The organism is Paenibacillus sinensis (assembly GCF_019904155.1).
In the GTDB taxonomy this organism is placed as follows: domain Bacteria; phylum Bacillota; class Bacilli; order Paenibacillales; family Paenibacillaceae; genus Paenibacillus_AQ; species Paenibacillus_AQ sinensis.
Genome location: NZ_JAHCMB010000061.1, coordinates 42,857 through 63,229, shown reverse-complemented (window position 1 = coordinate 63,229; position 20,373 = coordinate 42,857). Strand labels below are relative to the sequence as shown.

General features: G+C 54.4%; 22 protein-coding genes, 1 pseudogene and 1 riboswitch. Of the genes and pseudogenes, 17 read left to right on the top strand and 6 right to left on the bottom strand.

Annotated elements, in window-relative coordinates; translation table 11 throughout:
- The first annotated feature begins 51 nt into the window (after window positions 1–51).
- A complete protein-coding gene (locus tag KIH86_RS08015) occupies window positions 52–912 on the top strand; it encodes a pentapeptide repeat-containing protein (protein ID WP_223083045.1) in 861 nt (286 codons plus the stop codon).
- A gap of 80 nt (window positions 913–992) precedes the next feature.
- The gene (locus tag KIH86_RS08010; RefSeq protein WP_223083044.1) at window positions 993–1,703 is read left to right on the top strand and encodes a gamma-glutamyl-gamma-aminobutyrate hydrolase family protein; all 711 of its coding nucleotides are present in this window, start codon (window positions 993–995) and stop codon (window positions 1,701–1,703) included.
- A gap of 196 nt (window positions 1,704–1,899) precedes the next feature.
- Here KIH86_RS08010 and KIH86_RS08005 read toward each other — a convergent pair whose 3' ends face one another.
- The 5 genes from KIH86_RS08005 to KIH86_RS07985 all read right to left on the bottom strand — a co-directional run bounded on the left by KIH86_RS08005 (window position 1,900) and on the right by KIH86_RS07985 (window position 7,502).
- A complete protein-coding gene (locus KIH86_RS08005; protein WP_235775314.1) occupies window positions 1,900–3,726 on the bottom strand; it encodes an FTR1 family iron permease in 1,827 nt (608 codons plus the stop codon).
- Window positions 3,727–3,779: 53 nt separating this feature from the next.
- The gene (efeB, locus tag KIH86_RS08000; protein ID WP_223083043.1) at window positions 3,780–5,102 is read right to left on the bottom strand and encodes an iron uptake transporter deferrochelatase/peroxidase subunit; all 1,323 of its coding nucleotides are present in this window, start codon (window positions 5,100–5,102) and stop codon (window positions 3,780–3,782) included.
- A gap of 5 nt (window positions 5,103–5,107) precedes the next feature.
- Window positions 5,108–5,995: an iron uptake system protein EfeO gene (gene efeO, locus KIH86_RS07995; RefSeq protein ID WP_223083042.1), complete on the bottom strand. Its 888-nt coding sequence runs from the start codon at window positions 5,993–5,995 to the stop codon at window positions 5,108–5,110.
- 509 nt (window positions 5,996–6,504) lie between these two features.
- The gene (locus KIH86_RS07990) at window positions 6,505–6,960 is read right to left on the bottom strand and encodes an RNA polymerase sigma factor (RefSeq protein ID WP_223083041.1); all 456 of its coding nucleotides are present in this window, start codon (window positions 6,958–6,960) and stop codon (window positions 6,505–6,507) included.
- A 29-nt stretch (window positions 6,961–6,989) separates the two neighbouring features.
- Entirely contained in the window at window positions 6,990–7,502 is a 513-nt protein-coding gene (locus KIH86_RS07985; protein WP_223083040.1) for a hypothetical protein, read from the bottom strand.
- A gap of 159 nt (window positions 7,503–7,661) precedes the next feature.
- A riboswitch (cyclic di-AMP (ydaO/yuaA leader) is annotated at window positions 7,662–7,830 on the bottom strand.
- A 482-nt stretch (window positions 7,831–8,312) separates the two neighbouring features.
- On the opposite strand from KIH86_RS07985, the gene KIH86_RS07980 reads away from it, so the two are divergent.
- The 4 genes and pseudogenes from KIH86_RS07980 to KIH86_RS07965 form a co-directional block, all read left to right on the top strand.
- A complete protein-coding gene (locus KIH86_RS07980) occupies window positions 8,313–8,537 on the top strand; it encodes a helix-turn-helix domain-containing protein (protein WP_038698140.1) in 225 nt (74 codons plus the stop codon).
- A gap of 190 nt (window positions 8,538–8,727) precedes the next feature.
- Window positions 8,728–8,976 (top strand): hypothetical protein, encoded by a 249-nt coding sequence (locus tag KIH86_RS07975; RefSeq protein WP_223083039.1) that lies wholly within the window; start codon window positions 8,728–8,730, stop codon window positions 8,974–8,976.
- 68 nt (window positions 8,977–9,044) lie between these two features.
- Window positions 9,045–9,359: a retropepsin-like aspartic protease gene (locus KIH86_RS07970; RefSeq protein WP_316503173.1), complete on the top strand. Its 315-nt coding sequence runs from the start codon at window positions 9,045–9,047 to the stop codon at window positions 9,357–9,359.
- Between the two features lie 64 nt (window positions 9,360–9,423).
- Window positions 9,424–9,516 (top strand): annotated as a pseudogene (locus KIH86_RS07965) (LuxR C-terminal-related transcriptional regulator); the annotation flags it as partial.
- A gap of 205 nt (window positions 9,517–9,721) precedes the next feature.
- Here the strand turns inward: KIH86_RS07965 and KIH86_RS07960 are convergent.
- Window positions 9,722–9,907, bottom strand: coding sequence for a hypothetical protein (locus KIH86_RS07960; RefSeq protein ID WP_223083037.1), 186 nt, complete (start codon window positions 9,905–9,907; stop codon window positions 9,722–9,724).
- 363 nt (window positions 9,908–10,270) lie between these two features.
- Between KIH86_RS07960 and KIH86_RS07955 the strand changes: the two genes are divergently transcribed.
- The 11 genes from KIH86_RS07955 (at window position 10,271) to KIH86_RS07905 (ending at window position 20,269) form a co-directional block, all read left to right on the top strand.
- Window positions 10,271–11,299: an ABC transporter substrate-binding protein gene (locus tag KIH86_RS07955; RefSeq protein WP_223083036.1), complete on the top strand. Its 1,029-nt coding sequence runs from the start codon at window positions 10,271–10,273 to the stop codon at window positions 11,297–11,299.
- The gene (locus tag KIH86_RS07950; protein ID WP_223083035.1) at window positions 11,280–12,056 is read left to right on the top strand and encodes an ABC transporter ATP-binding protein; all 777 of its coding nucleotides are present in this window, start codon (window positions 11,280–11,282) and stop codon (window positions 12,054–12,056) included. The genes KIH86_RS07955 and KIH86_RS07950 overlap by 20 nt, the downstream gene beginning before the upstream one ends.
- Entirely contained in the window at window positions 12,050–12,805 is a 756-nt protein-coding gene (locus KIH86_RS07945; RefSeq protein ID WP_223083034.1) for an ABC transporter permease, read from the top strand. Before KIH86_RS07950 ends, KIH86_RS07945 begins: the two co-directional genes overlap by 7 nt.
- Before the next feature lie 264 nt (window positions 12,806–13,069).
- Complete coding sequence (locus KIH86_RS07940; protein ID WP_235775313.1) at window positions 13,070–13,984, top strand: dihydrodipicolinate synthase family protein; 915 nt, start codon at window positions 13,070–13,072, stop codon at window positions 13,982–13,984.
- A gap of 64 nt (window positions 13,985–14,048) precedes the next feature.
- The gene (locus tag KIH86_RS07935) at window positions 14,049–15,461 is read left to right on the top strand and encodes an ABC transporter substrate-binding protein (RefSeq protein ID WP_223083033.1); all 1,413 of its coding nucleotides are present in this window, start codon (window positions 14,049–14,051) and stop codon (window positions 15,459–15,461) included.
- 37 nt (window positions 15,462–15,498) lie between these two features.
- Complete coding sequence (locus KIH86_RS07930; RefSeq protein ID WP_235775312.1) at window positions 15,499–16,413, top strand: carbohydrate ABC transporter permease; 915 nt, start codon at window positions 15,499–15,501, stop codon at window positions 16,411–16,413.
- 12 nt (window positions 16,414–16,425) lie between these two features.
- The gene (locus KIH86_RS07925; RefSeq protein WP_223083032.1) at window positions 16,426–17,268 is read left to right on the top strand and encodes a carbohydrate ABC transporter permease; all 843 of its coding nucleotides are present in this window, start codon (window positions 16,426–16,428) and stop codon (window positions 17,266–17,268) included.
- 26 nt (window positions 17,269–17,294) lie between these two features.
- The gene (locus KIH86_RS07920) at window positions 17,295–17,984 is read left to right on the top strand and encodes an N-acetylmannosamine-6-phosphate 2-epimerase (protein ID WP_223083286.1); all 690 of its coding nucleotides are present in this window, start codon (window positions 17,295–17,297) and stop codon (window positions 17,982–17,984) included.
- Window positions 17,985–18,000: 16 nt separating this feature from the next.
- A complete protein-coding gene (locus KIH86_RS07915; RefSeq protein ID WP_223083031.1) occupies window positions 18,001–18,879 on the top strand; it encodes an ROK family protein in 879 nt (292 codons plus the stop codon).
- A gap of 27 nt (window positions 18,880–18,906) precedes the next feature.
- The gene (locus KIH86_RS07910; RefSeq protein ID WP_223083030.1) at window positions 18,907–19,761 is read left to right on the top strand and encodes a MurR/RpiR family transcriptional regulator; all 855 of its coding nucleotides are present in this window, start codon (window positions 18,907–18,909) and stop codon (window positions 19,759–19,761) included.
- A 28-nt stretch (window positions 19,762–19,789) separates the two neighbouring features.
- A complete protein-coding gene (locus tag KIH86_RS07905; protein WP_223083029.1) occupies window positions 19,790–20,269 on the top strand; it encodes a YhcH/YjgK/YiaL family protein in 480 nt (159 codons plus the stop codon).
- Window positions 20,270–20,373 lie beyond the last annotated feature (104 nt).

Here is a 20,373-nt window from a genome sequence, read left to right as displayed (position 1 = left end):
TATTCTATTGAAAGATCGACAGAGTCCATAGTTATAGAAGGAAGTGCAACAATGACTGAACTTAATGCGGCAGTCAAAAGTGAATGGACTGCCGACTGCGCCAGCTGCTTCGGCCTGTGCTGCGTCGCGCTGCCCTTTGCCCGTTCGGCCGATTTTGCCTTTGACAAGGCGGGTGGCGATCCCTGTCTGAATCTCAATAACGATTTCCGGTGCGGCGTTCATGCCGGACTGCGAGCCAAGGGGATGAAGGGCTGCACGGTATACGACTGCTTCGGAGCCGGGCAGCAGGTATCGCAGCATACCTTCGCCGGAGAGGACTGGAGAGCGCAGCCGGAGCTGAGAGAGAGGATGTTCCGGGTATTTCCCGTGATGCAGCAGCTTCATGAAATGCTCTATTATCTCGATGATGCTCTGCAAGCGGACGCCGCAGGCCCGGTTCATCAGGGTCTCCGGGAGATGCTGGAGAAGACCGTGAGGCTTACCGGGAAGAGTGCGGAGGAGGTGCAGGGTCTGGATGTTCAGAGCCATCGTTCGGAAGTGAATGAGTGGCTGCTGAAGGCGGGCGCTCTTGTGCGCGCCCAGGCCCCTGCCAAGAGAGGCGGAAGAAATGCCGGACACCGGACGCCCAAAGGGATGGATTGGATCGGCGCGCATTTAAGGGGAGCCGACCTGCCGGGGGTCAATTTGCGCGGAAGGCTGCTGATTGCGGCGGACCTTCGGAATGCCGATCTCCGGTACGCCGAATGGATCGGCGCCGATTTGCGGGACGCGGATTTAAGCGGCGCCGACCTGACCGGCGGCATTTATTTGACGCAGGCGCAGCTTAATGCGGCGCAGGGCAGCCGCAGCACGAAGCTGCCGTCCCGGCTGGACATGCCCGCGCATTGGCTGGAACCTCATACCCGGGCCTAACCGGGAAGACTGGTTCGTCGGAGTTGTGCGGGCGGCAGTGATTTTAATGTCAGGCAAGAGGAGACAGAGAGGAGAACACCATGGCACAACAACCGATGATCGGCGTCCTGCCTTTGATGGACGCGGGGAGAAACAGCTACTGGATGCTTCCGGATTATATGAAGGGCATAGAAGAAGCGGGCGGGCTCCCGGTTATGCTGCCGCTGACAGCGGACAGGGACTCTATTCGGAGATTGGCCGAGACGTTCGATGGCTTTCTGTTTACCGGCGGACAGGATGTGCAGCCATCTCTGTACGGCGAGGATAAGCTGGAGGTATGCGGCGAAGTATCAAATGAGAGGGATGAGATGGAGCGGCAGCTGTTCGCGGACATTCTGGAGCTGGACAAGCCTGCTTTCGGCATTTGCCGCGGGCTTCAGCTGTTCAATGTTCTGCTCGGCGGGACGCTATATCAGGACCTTCCCTCCCAGCGGAGAACGGAGACGGAGATCCGGCATGTGCAGAAGCCTCCGTATGACCAGCCTGTGCATAAAATCTACGTTGAACAGGGAAATCCGCTGCATGAAATTGTTCGCAAAGAAACGCTGGACGTCAACAGCTATCATCATCAGGGAATCAAGAAGCTGTCCACCGAGCTGCTTGCCGTCGGGCTGGCGGAGGATGGGCTCGTCGAAGCCGTTGTGCTTCCGGACCGGAAATTCGTGCTTGCCGTCCAGTGGCATCCCGAATTCAGCTACCGCTCGGATGACTGCAGTCTGGAGCTGTTCCGGGCGTTTGTTCAAGCCTGCTGAAGACCTACCCAACAATATTCTACAGTTAAAAATACAGCTGCAGCCAGGTTCCAAAAGAACCTTGGTCTGCAGCTGTTTTGCTTGAGAAAAGGAAATGCGGGAATGCCAGGCCAATGATGCTCCCGGCATCCGGCACAAATCTGGTTGATGCAATGTCTGACCAATTCAATTCCTGATCGCGTCAAAGCACGACCGGCTACTCCGCCGCGCGCGGAGCGGAGGACAGCCGGCTGCGCAGGAAGCCGAAGAGCAGCGCAAGCAGCAGGACTGCTTGCGGCAGCTGACTCTCCCAGGTGGGATACAGACCAAGGCCGCTTATGGACGGCAGCGATTCCGATGAGTGCGCCGGCAGGCTCCCGGCGACCTGAAGGGCATGAATGCTCTCACCGAGGAAGCGGAAGATCAGGAAATAGATCAGCAGCGAGGCGGTTCTGAAGAACAGGCCGAGCGGCAGCTTCGCGCTTAGCGTGATAACGGCGTAAGCGGCCAGCACCAGAACCGCGAGTGCGCCCGCGATGCCGGTCAGCAGCTGTGAGGGCTGCATGGAAGGCGCCATGCCGGCATAGAAGATCGTTGTCTCCGCACCTTCGCGCAGAATGGCCAGAGCAGAGATCAGAAAGAGCGACCAGAGATTGCCCTTGGCCAGCGCGCCTTCAACCTGACGGCCGACATACCGGTTCCACGCCTGCGTGTTTGATTTCGCGTGCAGCCAGCGGCTGACGAACAGCATCATGACGACGGCGGCGAGCCCTGTGATGCCCTCGATGGTTTCCCGCGTTCCGCCGGCCGATGCCAGCGACACGGCATAGGTCAGCCCCGCAGCAAGCGCAAGGCTGAGGATCAGTCCGCTGACTGCGCCGCTCCATACCCATTTGCGGGCTTGCGGGCTCTCGCTCCGCTTCAGATAAGCGAGCAGCGCTGCCAGTACGAGCACGGCCTCCATGCCCTCGCGCAGCAGCACAAGCGCCGCATCCCAGGCGGTATAGGAGCTTTCACCCGCCAGCGGCGTCAGCTTCGACAGCATGCCGTCGATGGACTGGGCGGCCTTCTCCAGCTTCGGCGGAGAGGATTCCAGATAGCCAGCTGCTGCCGCGCTCTCATTCTCGATATAGGTATAAGCGGATGGAGACGCGACCTGGACTTTGCCCTCGGCCGAAGGCCAGTCTGTGATAAAGGACTCCATAACAGCTGCTGCCGCTGCTGCGTCGTTACCTTGAACAGCTTTCTTCGCCTTCTCGAGACTGGCGATCAGGCTGTCGATGGTCGGAGCCTTCGTGCTGCCGCTGTCAGCATTTGCCGCAGTTGTCCGTCCGGCGCTGTAATCATTCAGCAGAGCGTACAGCGCCTCGGCCTGGGTCTTCGCCGCGTCAGCCCGGACGGGCTCCGCTTGCAGCGCAATCCGCAAGAGACTCATCTTCGTCTCAAGCTGTCCATACAGGGCGGCATTGCCCTGCCTGACGGCCTGCTCTGCGGCCGTCCAGCTCTTGGCGATGTCGCCGTACGCCGCCCGGGCCGCCTCCCAATCGGCCCGGCCCACCGCTTCCCGCGCGCGCTCCGCCGCGGGGAGCAGCTTCGCCGCCGCCTCCGGTCCGGCAGCGATGCCCTGACCGCCGTCTGCGGAGGCGGCGGTCACATACGCGTCCACGGCTCCTGCGAGCGTGGACAGTGCAGCCTTGGCGGGCGCTCCGCCGCCCGCCTGCAGCGCCTTTGACGCCTCCGCGAGCGCGGCGTCGACCTGGGCGGCCGGACCCGCAAGGTCCGGGTCCGCCTCCGCTGCCTTCGCCTCGCGCCATAGCGCGGCGAAGGCTTCGGTATCGGCTGCGGCTTCGCTCCAGCGGCCGCTTCCCGCCTCTACGAGCGCGCTGCCGACAGGCGGCAGCAGCGCGTCGGTCTTGTCCGCTGCCGCTGCCGCAGCGGAGGAAGGCTGCTGCACGCAGAGCGCGAGCAGCAGCGCTCCCGCAGCGAGAAGCGGGAGCCAGCGCTTGCGCTTGGGACTCATCCCGCTTAGCTGTTCGGTTGTCATCCGGTAAGCCCCCTTCAATGAATTACTTCTATAATTAGTCATCCCGGTCAAGGTCAGCCCAGCAGGTTCTGGCCGATGTAGCCTCCCTGCCGGGTTCCGGGGAAGCAGGCGAATACGGCGCTTCCCATATTGGTGATGTATTCGTTCAGGCGGTCATTGGCGGCCAGCTTCTTCTGGGTCTCGACGAACTGCTTCTGAAGATCCCGCTGGAAGCTGATGAAGAGCAGCCCGGCATCAAGCTGGCCGGTTATGTTGTCAAGGCCGCTCGAGTAGGAATAGGAGCGGCGCAGCATCTTCACGGAGCCGTCGCCGTGGGCGATCGCGGCATGCGAATCGGCCGGAATCAACGGCCGGCCTCCGCTGTCTGTTGCGGACGGATCAAGCGTATCGAACTCGTTCTTCGATCCAATCGGAGCGCCGCTGGCCCGGTGACGGCCGAAGGTCGCCTCCTGGTCGCTGAGCGAGGAGCGGTCCCAGACCTCGATCCGCATCCGAGCGCGGCGGACCGCCATATAGGTTCCGCCGTTCAGCCAGGCGGGCGCTTCACTGCCAGCCCAGACCACCTCGTTCATGATAGAAGCGTCCTGTGTATCCGGGTTGCCCGTGCCGTCCTTGAAGCCGAGCAGATTGCGCGGGGTTCCGCCTTTCGGGTCGGCCGCTCCTGTGCGCTGGAAGCCTTCCTGGGTCCAGCGGAGGACAGCTGTGCCCCGGGCAATCCGGGCCAGGTTGCGGATCGCATGGAAGGCGACCTGCAGATCGTCGGCGCATGCCTGCACGCATAAGTCCCCGCCGCACCACTTCGGGTCGAGCTGATCGCCCCGGAAGACCGGCAGATCCTGAAATCCGGCGGGCTTGCTGCCTGACAGGCCGAAGCGGCCGTCAAACAGGGAAGGGCCGGCGCCGAAGGTCAGCGTCAGCCGTGAGGGTGCCAGTCCGTCGGCTTCCCCGGTATCGGACGGGGGAAGATTCGGACGATCATTAGCACTGCCGATCAGCGTTCCCGAGATCAGGGCATCCGCCGCTTCCGTCCATGACTTCAGCAGGCTCCTGAGGCTGGCGATTTTATCCGAAGTCACATCGAAGGAAGCGAAGCAGATAAAGTTCTGGGCCGGAGTTACGATACCCGCCTGGTGCTCGCCGTAGAACGGAAATTCATTGCCGCCGGCAGCGGTATCGGCGGATGATGTTCCTTTTGCCGAATGACCTGCGAGCAGTCCGCCCACGGCTCCGCCGCCCAGCAGCAGGCCGAGTCCGGAAGCGCCGGTCAGCCGCAGCATGTCGCGGCGGCTGATTTTTGAGCCCGAAGAAGGCTGTTCGATATCTTGTTCTTGTCTGCCGGAGTCTTGATGTGCCGGTTCGTGACGATTCGATTTCATCGGTCTCACACTCCAAGAATCGTGCCCATATTGGACAGCGGCTCAGCCAGCGCATCGAGGTTCTGGCTCAGCTTGCGGACCTCGTCCTGCTTCAGCAGCGTGTAAGAGGCGTAGCCATCGCCCTGCTTGAAGGGAGCAAGCTCGTTGTACAGCGCCTTGAAGCGTTCGCCGATCGTCTTGCTCAGTTCCGGGTCCTGCTGCTCCAGCTGGGGCTTCAGCAGCTCGTAGATTTTCTCCGCACCCTCCACGTTCGCTGCGAAATCGTACAGGTCGGTATGGGAATACCGCTCCTCTTCGCCGGTCACCTTGGAGGTGGATACCTCATTAAGCAGCTCGACTGCGCCCGTAACGAGGAGCGAGGCGTCGATGCTTGCCATTTCGACCTTGGCCCGGAGAAGCTGGGCATCGCTCAGTAGACGGTCGGCGTATTCCTCCGCTCCGGCGGTTTTGCCGTCCTGCCACAGCAACTTCTCAATCCGGTGGAATCCCCGCCATTCGTTGTCCTCCACATCCCCTTCCCGGGCGTCGATATTCGGATCGAGATCACCGAGCGCTTCGGCGATCGGTTCGATTCGTTCATAGTGCATCCGCGCGGGCGCGTACAGCTTCTTCGCTTCATCCAGCTTGCCGGCTTTAACAGCCTGAACGAAGGCTTCCGTCTGCTTGACGAATTCATCGCATTCGGCGATCACGTACTCGCGGTATTGTGTGATTGCGGAAGTGAAATCCGCCTGGGAGGCGGCTGGCGAAGTCGATGGGGAAGAAGAAGGAACTGCTGAAGGAACTGTTGAAGCCTCTGCCGTCTTAACGGCATCTCCGCCCCCTTCCGAGCATCCCGATAGCAGAATCGTGGCCGCAAGAAGACCTGCGGGAACGGTATAACGGTATTTCACGTCAAACACCCCTTATGTATAATGTATAATGTATAATGTAAATGATAATCATTATCACCTAAACTGCACTTATCATAGCGGGCTAGTAAATCGATGTCAATATCAAATTTGAATTAACTCTATTTTAAAATCTAAAAAAAATACTAGGACGTGTCTTCAAACTATAGAAGCATCCGGAAATATGGTGAATGATTGATACCGCCATCATCTGTGTTCACCAATATGGCGCGTGGCAAAAGGGGCAGCAATTTCAGACTATCGAACGTTCCAGAGGTGGCATAACTACCCATTACGCGATTGTAGAAGCTCGGAGCTGCCAACTGCGTATTGAACTTACGGCTGTCTTTCCAAGCCGGAAATATCGTAAGGCTCAGCGCAAGTGTGATTGACGCCTGTAATAAGAATGCCAAACTAAAAAGAGCTGCGGCAGGATGCCACAGCACGGTTGTCTGCAAAATAATGATTTTATAGAGGCCGCAGTCATAGGCTCTCTTGTTAGACCACGGTCTTCACCCGGCGGTTAAGCCGGATTTCGGCAGCAAGAAGCTCTCCTGTGCAGCCATTTGTTCGCGTATCTGTCTGAGCTGCGCCTTAAGGGTGGGTACACTTTGCTGGAGAATGGCGCTGATTTCGGGCAGGGGAAGCTGCAACCCGTAGCGAAGTGCTAGAACAAGCCGGTTTTCCCAGGTCGGCATATTTGCACAACCGGGCTTGTGGGCTTGTATTAGCCGGACGCATTGCTGGATGCACTCACGGTAAGCATCAAGGGGGAAGGCAAGCGGGTCTAGGCGATGCTGCAGGTAAGACTCATGGAGCGCTGCGAAGGTCTTCACCGTTGCTTCCTCCGCCTCGGTTCCCTGCCCGAGCAGCAGTTTGCTGAGTGCATAGACGCTTCCGCTGTATTTCTGAACATACTTCGCGTACCCGGCTGAAGAAGGCGGCCGATGGGGTAAGGGGTCAGGCATGATCTCACGGTCCTCTCTGAATATGAAATCTATAATATCGAGTAATAAGCGATGGATTTGTCGATGAGCTCTGCCATGTCCAGCTCCGTCCAGCTCTGCTGGTGCTTCAGGCTTCGCGAGGGCTTATAATACATCTGCCCCGGACTTAATAAGCCGTTGCCTGCGGCAGCTGCACGAAGACGCAAGTCTGTCTGGATATGCGTGGACAGCACTTTTCCCTGCAGCTTCGCTTTTAAATCCAGCAGAGCCATCTGTACCATCTCCCGCTGTGTCTGTTCCCATTCCGGGCTCAGGCGCCGGACGATCTCGATGGCTTCATCCAGTCGGCAATGACGGATGGTGTGCAGGAAGCCGCTCCATTTCATCAAGTCAATTTCCTTATGATCTGCGCACAATACACCCTGGGCCCAGCTGTATCCTGCCTTGCAGGTCAGCTTGAGAATGCCGCAGCAGGAGTTACCGGACGATTCCGGGCCGCAAAAGGCGGGCCAAGGAGCTTTGAATACAAACACCTCAATACGTGACAGACTGCGCTGATCCATTTCAGCTTTTCCTCCTCAGAATTCCAATTCCATCAGTCTCGAATCATTTACTCCCCCGAAATGAGCTTGTGCGGGTACAACAAAAAGCCGCAGCAGAGGAAGACCTCTGCTGCGGCTCCGGTACAGGCTTGAACAAACCTGGCGCAAAAGCGTGGCGGATCGGGCTCTCTCTATACGCTTGCGAGGTTAGCTGTCGGATTCGGACGGTGAGAGTCGCCCTACCCTGTGAGACCGCACTTCTATAGTCTCCCAAGGATTCACCCCAAGTAGGCTTTCGCCTGGTGGTTCCCCCGTTTCCCGTGCGCCGGGAATTCAGCGTTCATGTAATTTTTCATGAATAACTTTCAAAACGAATCATACTCTTTCGGGGCTGTTTTTGTAAAAAAGGAAAAGGGAGGTGCAATGGCAAGTTTCGGTTAATTTGGGTGGAGTAAATGAGATAGAGTGGCTAAACGCATATATGTTGACGTTTATCGGCCCATTATCTCGCTCGTACGCTGTTTTTCATTTTTTGGGAAAACGGGAACCGCGCTTATGCCATCTTCCAGCAGCCTTTTTCGGATGAATTTCCCCAAATAGTGTATTGGAGTCCATTGATCGATCCAAATGGCAAAGCCCTCATCTAATAAAGATGAAGGAAGTTGGAATCCCCGGCAGCCCACATAACCGGATTTCGGAAACGCGGTCATCTCCGCGCCCATTTTGCGGGCGCTACCGCACCATTGAATCCTCCCGTTCATAGTATGGTTTGACTGTATCCCTTTACCTTGTTAGACCAAACAATCCCGGGCAAGGAGGGGTGACACCACCATGAAGGGGAACGAACATCCCAGCAAATTTTTGCTGACTCATCGAGAACGTGAAGTGTTCGAGCTTCTTGTTCAAGACAAAACGACGCGGGACATCGCAGGCATGCTGTTCATCAGCGAAAAAACAGTGCGCAACCACATTTCCAATGTTATGCAGAAGCTCAATGTAAAAGGCCGTTCTCAAGCAGTTGTAGAGCTGATCAAGCTCGGCGAACTCAAGATTTAGCGAGCCCGCGTTGCGCGTAAAGCCTTCTTTTGGCCAGTGGCCGAGAGGAGGTTTTTTGTTGTGTGGAGATTTATTAAAAAAAGCAAATGAGGGGCTGAATCAAATTTTCAAGTCAAATGCAGCAACGGCTGAAGAGTGATAAAATAAACTTATGATAATAAAATCTTGATTTAAACTGGAGGGATAAACGATGCAGTGGCAGCAAGTCAGAGAGTTGTTTCCCGACCAATTTGTTTTGCTTTCCATAATTGACTTCCACGAGGAAGACGATAAGAAAGTCATTACGGATGTGGCGCCGATTCGAGCAGTTGCTGAGAAGGATGCCAATAGGGAGTTTTTCAATGCGGAAGCTGGATGTCTTGTCTATCATACCTCCAATGAGGAATGCATCGTTCATCTACGCAGAGATCCTCTAATGAGAGTGAGACGGAACTCGTGAAGTTAACTTATGATGGGCAACTCCTGACTGCTTCAATAACGCTCTGCTATCGCGGGAGAAGCTTGACGATGACAGATATCATTATAGATACGGGTTCGTCTCATACGATTTTCAGTCCTGACATGTTGGAAGAAATCGGGGTCACGTATGAAAACGGCGACCCTGTATACGAAGCGTATGGCATAGGCGGTACGGTGCCTTTTTACACCAAAGTCATGGATCAAATTGTCATTGATACATTAAAAATTGAACATGTGGAAGTTGATGTCGGCATTCTCCCCAAGACTCATAAAGGCTTGCTCGGTCTGGATATTTTGAAAACATACGGATTCATCGTGGATATGAAGGAAATGGAATTATACTCAACTCGTCCTGTAAAGTAGCCCCAACATCAAGGCACTAGCGATATTTATTAGTTCCTCCCTCCCTGCATTTGGGTGTACTTCAAACCACATTTCCAATGTTATGCAGAAGCTCAATGTAAAAGGCCGTTCTCAAGCAGTTGTAGAGCTGATCAAGCTCGGCGAACTCAAGATTTAGCGAGCCCGCGTTGCGCGTAAAGCCTTCTTTTGGCCGATGGCCGAGAGGAGGTTTTTTGTTTGCCCAGTGGGATGATGCTATATAGTAAAAAACCGCAGGACACCGAAACAGGTTCGGTGCTCTGCGGCTTGTGCTGTGGTTTGTTGTTGTGCAGTCGGTTTATGGAAAGCGGTTCATGAATAGGTGGTTCAAGGACCGCAGTCTGTCAATGGTATTTGACCGTCTTGATCCGGGCCTCCTGCTCATAAGTCAGCGGGCTCCGGGGCTGCGGATTGTGCAGCAGACGCTCTGCGCCGTATTCGATCTTCCAGTAATCTTCCCCTTCCGTGGGTATCCACGGCTGCCGTGTTCCGGTGAGTCGGTTCTTCAGTTCTTTGAGTCCTGTCAGCATTTCCTTCATCCTCCTTGGACGATGGATCGAATTTTATTCCCTTTGGCTACGTTTTCATTATAACATATTACGTGAGCTTTTAAAGGGGTGTGTCCGCGGGGAAGAGACAAAAATTGAGGAGAAAATGTGAATTCATCAAGGTTTGTGCGTATTGGAGAGAATTATGTCTTTTTTGAGAGGACAGTGTGAATTAGCTTCTTAGGAAGCTCATCAAACAGTGAAATGGAGGCCGAAAATGCCGGGCTGTCTCTATGTCAATCAAATTTAAAAATATACAAAATGAGAGACCGGGTGTAAAATGGCATTATTTGAGCCTGAACGGGCATTTGAACCATACTTGGATGACGGAGGATTGCTGAACATATGAACAACTTCAAGACAAGAAACAACGCATCATCTGCTGGCCGAAAATACATACTGACCCTGGCTGCGCTTGCGCTGACGGGATCGCTGCTCTCCGCCTGTGGCTCGGGAAACGGCGGCGGCGAGAATGCAGGCAGCGCTACGGCTGCTCCTGGGAGCTCTGCGAAGCCTGCCGAAGCCACGGTTTTGTCGATGGGAATGCTGCCGTCCATTGATGAGATTCCTTTTATCATCGCGCATGAGCAGGGCTTTGACACCGAGCACGGCGTCAATCTGGATATCCAGACCTTCAAGAGCGCCAAGGACCGCGACGCGGCCTTTCAAGCAGGGAAGCTCGATGCGCTAAGCGCCGATCTGATTGCGGTGGCTATCTACAATAATGCGGGACTTGATGTCAAAATCGCCAGCAGCACCTTCGGCGAGTTCGATCTGCTGACGGGCAGCGATGATGTCAAGGAGGTCAAGGACCTGAAGGGCAAGAGCCTGATCCTGTCCAAAAATACGTCCACCGAATACACGGTGGCTACCATGCTGAACCAGGCTGGGCTCACCGAAGACGATATCAAGGTCACCGAGGTGCCGCAGATTCCGACCCGGCTGGAGCTGCTGAAGAACAAGAAGTCGGATGCGGCCATTCTGCCGGAGCCTTATGTCACGATGGGCGAGACCGCTGGACTCCGCAACCTCGGCTCTACGGTGACCGCGGGCATCAATCCGTTCGTACTGGCGATCCCGCAGAAGGCGATCGACGCGAAGCCGGAGGCGATCCGGGCGATGTATGCAGCCTATGACGAAGCCGTTGATTATATGAAATCGCATGATCAGAGCGACTACATCGACACGATCATCAAGACGGTCGGCTACCCTGAAGACCTGAAGGACAAAATCAAGGTTCCGGCGTATACCTCCGCCGCGCAGGTCGATCCGAAGCAGGTCGAGGAAGCCTTCGCCTGGGCCAAGGAGAAAGGCCTGCTGACGAAGGATCTGACCCCGGAGGATGTGATCTCCGATGTCCAGTTCAAGAACTGAGGACGGTCTGCGCCTTGCGGGGCTGACCGTCCGCTACCATGACGGCCCTGCTGCGCTCGGGCCCGTCGATCTCCGCATCCCGGAGCACGGCCTGTACACCCTGGTCGGGCCGTCGGGATGCGGCAAGACGACGCTGCTCCGCGCCGTCGCCGGGCTTCTCCCCCGCTATGAGGGGGAGATCACCTACAATGGGCAGCGCGCTGCCGGAAGGGAACCGCTCATCGGGCTGGTTCCCCAGAATTACGGCCTGCTGCCCTGGAAGACCGTCGCCGCGAATCTTCGCGCGGCGCTTGCTGTGACGCTTCCGGGGCGGGGCCGGAAGCAGGAGCGGGAGGAGCGGATTGCCCGCGAGCTCCAGACGATGGGCATCGCCGGGCTGTCGGGGCGCTATCCGCTCTCGCTGAGCGGCGGCCAGCAGCAGCGGGCCGCCGTCGCCCGGGCCTTCGCCCTGCAGCCGGAGATCATGCTGCTGGACGAGCCGTTCTCGGCGCTGGACGCCATGACGCGCGAAGCGCTGCAGCAGGTGTTCCTCGAGAACTGGCGGACCCGCAGGATCACTGCGCTCTTCGTCACGCATGACGTGGAGGAGGCGGTTCTCCTGGGACAGAAGATTGTCGTCATGATTCCGGGCGCGAGCGGGGAGCCGGAGATTGTGGACAATCCCGTGTTTATGCTGAACGATGAGGACAAGCGGGACAGCGACGCTTTCTTCGAGCAGACAAGGTATATCCGGAAGGTGATGCGGACGAAATGGTGAAGAAGAACCGAATGGCATCTGCGCTCAGACTCCTGTCTGTGCTGATCGGCCTTCATCTGGTCTGGTACGTGCTATCCGTACTGGTCGATATGCCGATTCTTCCCGGTCCCGCCCCCGTCTATGCCGCCATGTTCTCGCTCAGTCCGGGAGCTGTCTGGCTGAACATCGGCTACAGCCTGTACCGGGTATTCGCGGGCCTGGTGCTTGCGCTAGTCCTCGGCCTGTTGATTGGCCTGCTCATGGGCCGCTCCCTCTTCTGGAACCGGGTTCTGGACCCGGTGGTGTACTTGACCTATCCGATCCCGAAGATCGCGCTGCTGCCGGTTGTCATGCTCCTCTTCGGTCTGGGCGAGTGGTCCAAAATCCTGATGATCATGCTGATTCTGATCTTCCAGATCATCATATCCGTACGCGACGGGGTCAAGGCGATACCGTCCGGAACCTACGAGGTGCTGACCAGCATCGGGGCTTCGCCCCTGCATAAATTCCGGAACGTAACGCTTCCGGGCGCCCTCTCCGTAATACTGAGCACGATCCGGGTTTCGCTCGGCACCGCAATCTCGGTGCTGTTCTTCACCGAAATTTACGGGACGGAGCACGGGATGGGCTATTTCATCATGGATGCCTGGCAGCGGCTCGATTATCCGCAGATGTATGCGGGCATTCTGCTCTTCAGCCTGGTTGGTTTTATTCTGTTTCTCATCGTCGATGTGCTGGACCGTGTCTTTATGAAATGGCGGACCGGCTGATTTGTGGACTGGCTCCGACAGAACTTATATTTCGGCCAAGCCTTTTTCCTGCGGGAGGAAGGCTTTTTTTATTTTTATGAAATAGGCATCGGATCGTATATTTGCGCTGAATCCGCACAACCTTTTTGAAAGGGGATTTCCAAAATAAAAGAAAGAATGGTGGAAAAATATTTTATTTTAAAAAAAATAAAAAAAATAATTTACAAAAGATCCTGCAGATGATATTTTGGTTATGTAAGAATAATTAACAAAGGGGGATTCAACATGATGACGCTCGACAAATTTCGCGGAATCATCCCGGCTTTTTATGCCTGCTATGATGACGAAGGAAGCATTTCCGAAACCCGGACCAAGGCTTTATGCGATTATTTGGTTGAGAAGCGGGTTCAAGGGGTCTATGTAGGAGGCAGCTCGGGAGAGTGTATCTATCACAGTCTGGATGAACGCAAAGAGGTGCTGACTTACGCTGCCCGGTATCTTAAAGGGAAAATGACGCTGATCGCGCATGTGGGCGCGCCCTCTACCCGGGACAGCATCGAGCTCGCGAAACACGCGGCAGAGCTAGGATATGACGCGTTATCTGCGATTCCGCCCATTTACTACAAGCTTCCCGACAGCGCCGTCTATCAATACTGGACGGACATTATGGAGGCCACAGACTTAAGCTTCATTATCTATAACATTCCGCAGACTACGGGTTATACGTTGACTCCTTCCATGTTCGAGAAGCTGCTTGCCAATCCGAAAGTGATCGGTGTCAAGAATTCTTCCATGCCGACAATGGATATTGAAAGATTCAAGAGAATCGGCGGACGGAATGTTGTCGTCTTCAATGGCCCGGATGAGCAATATGTGGCGGGAAGATTGATGGGAGCCGACGCCGGAATCGGCGGAACCTATGCGGTTATGCCTGAACTGTTCCTTCAAGCAGGCTTCTTCGTGGAAGCGGGTAGACTGGAGGAAGCGGGACAGCTCCAGAGCGATATCAACGACATTATTATTGCCCTCTGCTCCCTGAACGGAGCGATGTATGCGGGAATCAAGGATATTCTGAAACTGAGAGGCGTAAATATCGGCGGCGTCCGGGCTCCTTTCCAGCAAGTGACCGCAGAGGATGCGGCTCCGATCCGTGACATTATGCAGTTGATTGATAAGGCGATAGCACGGTACTGTCATTGAGATAAATTCATGTAACAACCATGAAACTATACTTTGGTTTTTTGATTATAAGGAGGATTGTAAATTGAACAAAAAACGTTTGGTGTCGGTAATGCTTGTGCTGATGGTGATCGTTGCCTTGATTTCCGGATGCTCCGGAGGAACGGAAGGAAGCAAGACGGCGAACAGCGGAAATAACGCCGGTTCGGGCAAGGAAAAAGTGTCGATCAAGGTATGGCTGACTCCCCAGTGGAAGGGCGTACTGGATGCTTCGGAGGAAGGAGCGGATTACGACAGCTTCTTTAAATACGCGGCCGAGAAATTTAAAGCCCAGTACGACAAGTATGATGCGGACATCAAAGTTGAAGTCATCGCCGCAGATCAGCGCGACCAGCTGCTGAACGTGAATCTGAGCAGCAACACGCCGCCGGACGTTTTCTTCGAAAGTGTGTTCCCGATGGGCGATTATGTTCACCGCGGAGCGCTGGTGCCGCTCACCGATATCGTGGATGACAAAGCGAAGAGCGACATCGCCCAAAGCTATTGGGATGCCGTGACATTCGGCAAAGACATCTATTTCTACCCGTTCCAGCATAATCCGGGGACGCTCGTCTATAACGCGGATATGTTCAAGGCGGCTGGCCTGGAATCGTATATCGGCGGCGAATCGGAGATCAAGACGTGGACGATGGATGATTACCAGAAAATTCTGGACGGTCTGAAGAATAATCTGCCCAAGACGACTTATTCCAATGCGTACCCGATGGCTCTGTATGCCGTTAACAACCAGGGCGACACCTGGAATCTGGCTTACCTGAGAATGTTCGGCAACAAGTTCTTCGATGACAATGGCAATATTGTTCTGAACGATGCGAATGGGGTTAAGGCCGCGCAGTGGCTGAAGAAACTGTACGACGGCGGATATACGAACCCTGGTGCGGAATCCGTATCCTCCAATGATGCCAACGGCATGTTCCAGAATCAGCAGCTGGCGATCAGCTTCACCAACCCAGTGTTGTTCAATAACATGAAGGCCAATATGGCGGACGGCACAGCGCCGAAATTCGACGTGCGTCTGGCCAATGTTCCGTCCGAGAGCGGCGATCCGCTGTCCTTCACTTATGTAGTCGGCGCGAGCGTGTTCCAGTCGGGCGACGCGAAGAAAGTGGAAGTTGCCAAGGACTTCGTTAAATTCTTCTCCACCGATGAGGAGCTGGTTAAGTCCTCCAAGAATGGCATTCCGGTCAGAACTTCCGTTGCGGAAGCGCTCAAGAGCGAGAACCCGCTCTTTGCCGCCTATGATGCCAACTCCAAGTATTTGTTCAACTTTACAGGCAACGTTCCGGGTTACAGCCAGCTGAGAGAAATTTTGTACCCTGGACTTCAGGCGCTCTATATGGGAGCCAAGACGCCGGAACAATTCGTTCAGGACTATCAAACTGAAGGCAACAAGATTATCGAGACGAACAAGGCCAGTTCTGTAATCTATCAAAAATAAAACGGTAGACATCACCAAGGTTGGCGGCTTCAGTTCTATGGACCGGCTGGAGCCGTTAACCGGAAAGGTAATCACTATGAAGCTGCGCAGCAATTTTTTTAAAGAATCGGTAACCGGCTATCTGTTCATTTTGCCGCAGATGATTGTCTTTCTGATCTTCCTGGTCTATCCGATCCTGGAAGGCATGAGGCTCAGTCTGTACCAGATCAATTACCAGAACGAGAAGTTTGTTGGGCTGAGCAATTATGTGACGCTGTTTGACGATCCGGTATTTTTTAAAGCCGTCTTCAATACGGTGGTGTTCGTGGTCTTTATCGTTCTGCTTACCGTGGTCTTCGCGATGTTCGTCGCTTCGGCGGTATTCGACAAAAACGCCCGCTATGTCTCTTTTATCAGGGGAAGCTATTATGTTCCGGTAATGGTGTCCATGGTCGTGATGAGCATGGTCTGGAGCTTTTTGCTCAATCCGGCGAATGGGTTGATTTCATACTTTTACCGGGAAGCGGGCTTCGGAAATATCAACCTCCTGGGCAACAAAACAACGGTTATGCCGGTGATTATCTTCGTTACTTTTGCGACGAATGTGGGCCAGGCGATTATTCTGTATATTGCATCCATGATCGGTGTCTCCAAGGAGCTGTTTGAAGCCGCGGAGGTAGATGGAGCGAGCAGATGGCATGTCATCACGAAGATTCTGATTCCTTCCGTCCAGCCGACCACGACCTATATCACCATCATCAATATCATTGCCGTACTGAAAATATTTGTGGTCATCCAGCTGCTGACCGGCGGCGGACCGAACAATTCCTCCGTTACGCTGATGTACTATCTGTACAACAACGCGTTCAAGTACAACCAGCTCGGCGTCGCTTCGGCGGTGGGGGTCATCATGTTCGTCATCACGCTGCTGTTGTCGGTACCCCAGCTCAAGACCATGATCAAAGCGAAGTAAGGGGAGAACCGCATGACGAAACCTGACAAGAAGAAGAGAATGGAGAAGTTCGATCTCATTTCGAATATAGTGATCATTGTCTTCGCTGTTCTCAACCTGTTTCCTTTATATTGGCTGTTCACCAGCTCGCTTAAAAACAGCTCGGATGTCGTGAAGATGCCTCCCGACTGGTGGCCTTCTTCCATTACATTTTCCAACTATGCGGATGTATTCAAGAATCAGCCTGCGCTGAGATGGACGTTTAACAGCGTGTATGTGTCGGGACTGTCTACGATCGTGGTTATTGTGATCGGGTCCATGGCGGCCTACGCGTTCTCCAAGATTAATTTCAAAGGCAGAAACATCATTTATCTAATTTTTATTTCCAGTCTGATGATCCCCAAAGAAATTATGATTGTCCCGCTGTTCCGCATAACGCAGCAGTTCGGTCTGGTCAACAGCTATGGCGGAATGATCTGGCCGAATGTGGCCGCCGCTTTTGGCGTGTTCATGCTGAAAGGCTTTTTCGATACGGCTCCCAATGCGCTGAGAGAAGCGGGGAGGATCGACGGCGCCAGCGAGTGGAGAATCTTCACGCAGATCATGCTGCCGATCGTCAAGCCCGGCATCGGAGCATTGTTCATTCTGAATTTTGTTCAGGTTTGGAATGATTATCTGTGGCAGCTTGTCATCGGGCAGGAGAAGAACATGAAGACGCTGATGGTGGGAACCGCCACCTTGATGCAGGACCTGAACCCCAATTTCGCCTACAAGATGGCTGGAGCTACGATTGCTGCGATTCCGATGCTGCTCGTGTTCCTGCTGTTCCAGCGCTTTTTCACCAACGGCATAACGGCAGGAGCGGTGAAGGAGTGAATACTAACATGGAGTTGTCCACTACAATGAATATCGAAAATCCCGTTCTTAAAAAGATAGAGCATAAACTGATTGTCTCCAGCCAGGCGCTGCCGGAAGAACCGCTTCACAGTCCGTTTATTATGGGGCGGATGGCATATGCCGCCTATCTTGGCGGCGCGTCCGGAATCCGTGCGAACAGCGTGGAGGACATCAGAGAAATTAAACAGCAAGTCGATCTTCCCATCATCGGGATTATCAAACAGGTATACGACGGGTCCGGTGTGTTCATTACCCCGACGCTCAAGGAAGTGGAAGCACTCTGCCGTGAGGGTGTGGATATCATTGCGATGGATGCGACGAGCCGGATCAGACCCGGGGGCGGAACGATTGCCGAGCTGTTCCCCGCAATTAGAGAGACATATAAGGATCAGCTGTTTATGGCGGACTGCTCCACCTACGAGGAAGCCGTTCAGGCTGAGAAGCTCGGGTTCGATCTCATCGGAACGACGTTAAGCGGATATACCGACGAGACGAAGGGACGCCATCTGCCGGATTTTGACCTCATCAAACAAATCACAGCTTCGATTTCCGTACCGGTGATTGCCGAGGGCGGGATCTCAACGCCTGAAGAGCTGAAGACCATGTTCGAGCTGGGCGTGTTCTCAGCGGTTGTCGGGTCTGCGATAACGAGACCGCTGGAGATCACCAAGAGATTTGTGCAAGCTATTCAGTAAGGAAGGCGGAGGAAACATGAGAATTGCGGCGGCGGATATCGGCGGAACTAACATCAAGACGGCCATCTGCGACGAGAATGGAACGGTAAGCGAGTTCCGGGAATTTCCCACGGAGAGCCGCAGGGGAGGCCCCGTAATATTCGCAAACGTGCTTGACAAGCTCGCCGAATACCGAGATTTTGACGCTATTGCCATAAGTACAGCGGGCCAAGTGAACGCCGAAGAAGGATTCATCGTGTATGCCAACGAAAATATACCAGGATATACCGGACTTCGGATCAAGGAGATCGCGGAGCGGCGTTTTCACATACCGGTCAAGGTGGAGAACGACGTCAACGCGGCAGCCCTCGGGGAAGGGCGTTATGGTGCGGCTGAGTCACTTGATCATTATCTGTGCCTGACATTCGGTACGGGCATCGGGGGTGCGATTGTCGCAGACCGCCGTATCTATAAAGGCGCTGGCGGGGTAGCGGCGGAGTTCGGTCATATGCTGACCCGTCCGGTGACCGGGAAGCGGCGAGAGAATGGACTTCCCTATTATGAACACTACGCCTCCGCCACGGCGCTGGTAAGACTCGCTGCAATGATCGACCCAGAATGTATCGACGGCAAGATCCTGTTCAGCAAAATAGACGGAGGAGACGAGCGGCTTCGCCGGGCTCTGCTGTCCTGGGCCGATGAGGCAGCTGCCGGATTGGCCTCGCTGATCCACATCTTCAATCCTGCGGCTATCGTGCTGGGGGGAGGTATTATGGAGCGGGCAGACTTGGTCCAACTGGTGGAGGAACGAACCCGGTCCTTAATTATGGATAGCTTCTCCGGAGTTAAGCTGATCAAAGCATCGCTGGGGAATAAAGCCGGTCTGCTCGGAGCAGCCTCATTATTTCTTAAATGATTCCAGTTTGAAAAGGAGGCGATTTTTTTGCGGACAATCAGCATCTTCTCATCCATTCACTCCTTGTATAACAGCCTGACGAAATCGGAGAAAAAAGTGGCGGACTACGTCCTGGAGCATTCCAGGCAGGTTGTCTACATGTCGATAACCGATCTTGCGGATGAATGCGGCGTCGGAGAATCAAGTATTTTCAGATTCTGCAAGTCTTTGAGCTATACGGGCTACCAGGAGTTCAAGATCGCGCTGGCGCATACGATTACAGTCGAGAACGAAATTCCGCAGCTGACCGATCAGATCATGATGAATGATACTATCGAGCAGGTGGCGTCCAAAGTGCTATCCACCAACATCAGCGCGCTTAACGAAACGTTCACCCTGATTGATACCGGAAAGATTGATCAGGCCATAGACTTGTTGACGACAGCGGACCGCATATTGTTCTTTGGCGTAGGCTCTTCTCTGATTACAGCAATGGAGGCCAAGAACAAATTTATGCGCATCACGAACAAGACGGAATGCTCGATGGACTCTCATCTTCAGATGATGTCGGCCGCGCTGATGAGCGATCGCGATGTTGCCGTCATTATCTCCTATTCGGGGTCAACGAAGGATACGATCGAGGTTGCCAAGAAAGCTAAAAGCCGCGGGGCTAAGGTGATTTCCATTACAAGGTTCGTCAAGTCTCCGTTGACTTCCCATTCCGATCTAACGCTGCTCTGCGGCGCTAATGAAGGACCGCTGCAAGGGGGCTCTCTGTCCGCAAAAATTTCTCAGCTCTATCTGCTGGACGTGCTCTACGTGGAATATTTCAAGAGAACGCATCAAGAATCCGTCGCCAACAAGGAAAGCACAGCCGCGGCGGTCAGCGAAAAGCTGCTGTGACAAGTCCATAAATCAAGGAGAATGTACGATGATTCTGGGTTCGCTGTCAGCTTTGAAAGATTCAGGCATCTATGGAAACAGCATGGTTTCGGAGGCATTGAAGGCCCTGCAAGCCATTGTGAGCGCTCCCGTCTCAGCAGGGCGGATTGAGGTGCAGGAAGACAGGATGTATGTGAACATCATGGAGCCGGAGATCAAGCCGGCAGACATTCAACCTGCAGAGAAGCACGAAGCCTATGCCGACATCCATTACCTGTTCGAAGGGGAGGAGGTCATCGGCTGGTCGCCGCTGCGAGAGGGCCTTCAGCCTCTTGATCCCTACCATGAGGATGAGGATTACGCGCTGTATTCTCCCGAGGAAGATGAAGTGCTGCTGTCCATGCGCCCCGGCATGTTCGCCATTTTTTTTCCGGAAGACATTCACAGACCTTGCCTGGGACCCCAGTCAGGACGGAAAATCAAGAAGGCGGTTATGAAGGTTCATATGGATTTATTCAAGACGGAATGACACTGTAAGCTGAAAAAAAGAAATGGGAATAGGCAGCAATATTTGGACCTTCCGCCGGCCGATGCCGGAGGGAGGTTATTTTTTCATGGAAAATAAATACAATA

What these genes read in the sequence shown, in the direction of transcription:
- KIH86_RS08015 (WP_223083045.1), top strand. Translation starts at nt 52, where the DNA reads ATGACTGAACTTAATGCGGCAGTCAAAAGTGAATGGACTGCCGACTGC.
- KIH86_RS08010 (WP_223083044.1), top strand. Translation starts at nt 993, where the DNA reads ATGGCACAACAACCGATGATCGGCGTCCTGCCTTTGATGGACGCGGGG.
- KIH86_RS08005 (WP_235775314.1), bottom strand. Translation starts at nt 3,726, where the DNA reads ATGACAACCGAACAGCTAAGCGGGATGAGTCCCAAGCGCAAGCGCTGG.
- efeB (WP_223083043.1), bottom strand. Translation starts at nt 5,102, where the DNA reads ATGAAATCGAATCGTCACGAACCGGCACATCAAGACTCCGGCAGACAA.
- KIH86_RS07990 (WP_223083041.1), bottom strand. Translation starts at nt 6,960, where the DNA reads ATGCCTGACCCCTTACCCCATCGGCCGCCTTCTTCAGCCGGGTACGCG.
- KIH86_RS07985 (WP_223083040.1), bottom strand. Translation starts at nt 7,502, where the DNA reads ATGGATCAGCGCAGTCTGTCACGTATTGAGGTGTTTGTATTCAAAGCT.
- KIH86_RS07980 (WP_038698140.1), top strand. Translation starts at nt 8,313, where the DNA reads ATGAAGGGGAACGAACATCCCAGCAAATTTTTGCTGACTCATCGAGAA.
- KIH86_RS07975 (WP_223083039.1), top strand. Translation starts at nt 8,728, where the DNA reads ATGCAGTGGCAGCAAGTCAGAGAGTTGTTTCCCGACCAATTTGTTTTG.
- KIH86_RS07970 (WP_316503173.1), top strand. Translation starts at nt 9,045, where the DNA reads ATGACAGATATCATTATAGATACGGGTTCGTCTCATACGATTTTCAGT.
- KIH86_RS07960 (WP_223083037.1), bottom strand. Translation starts at nt 9,907, where the DNA reads ATGCTGACAGGACTCAAAGAACTGAAGAACCGACTCACCGGAACACGG.
- KIH86_RS07955 (WP_223083036.1), top strand. Translation starts at nt 10,271, where the DNA reads ATGAACAACTTCAAGACAAGAAACAACGCATCATCTGCTGGCCGAAAA.
- KIH86_RS07950 (WP_223083035.1), top strand. Translation starts at nt 11,280, where the DNA reads ATGTCCAGTTCAAGAACTGAGGACGGTCTGCGCCTTGCGGGGCTGACC.
- KIH86_RS07945 (WP_223083034.1), top strand. Translation starts at nt 12,050, where the DNA reads ATGGTGAAGAAGAACCGAATGGCATCTGCGCTCAGACTCCTGTCTGTG.
- KIH86_RS07940 (WP_235775313.1), top strand. Translation starts at nt 13,070, where the DNA reads ATGATGACGCTCGACAAATTTCGCGGAATCATCCCGGCTTTTTATGCC.
- KIH86_RS07930 (WP_235775312.1), top strand. Translation starts at nt 15,499, where the DNA reads ATGGACCGGCTGGAGCCGTTAACCGGAAAGGTAATCACTATGAAGCTG.
- KIH86_RS07925 (WP_223083032.1), top strand. Translation starts at nt 16,426, where the DNA reads ATGACGAAACCTGACAAGAAGAAGAGAATGGAGAAGTTCGATCTCATT.
- KIH86_RS07920 (WP_223083286.1), top strand. Translation starts at nt 17,295, where the DNA reads ATGAATATCGAAAATCCCGTTCTTAAAAAGATAGAGCATAAACTGATT.
- KIH86_RS07915 (WP_223083031.1), top strand. Translation starts at nt 18,001, where the DNA reads ATGAGAATTGCGGCGGCGGATATCGGCGGAACTAACATCAAGACGGCC.
- KIH86_RS07905 (WP_223083029.1), top strand. Translation starts at nt 19,790, where the DNA reads ATGATTCTGGGTTCGCTGTCAGCTTTGAAAGATTCAGGCATCTATGGA.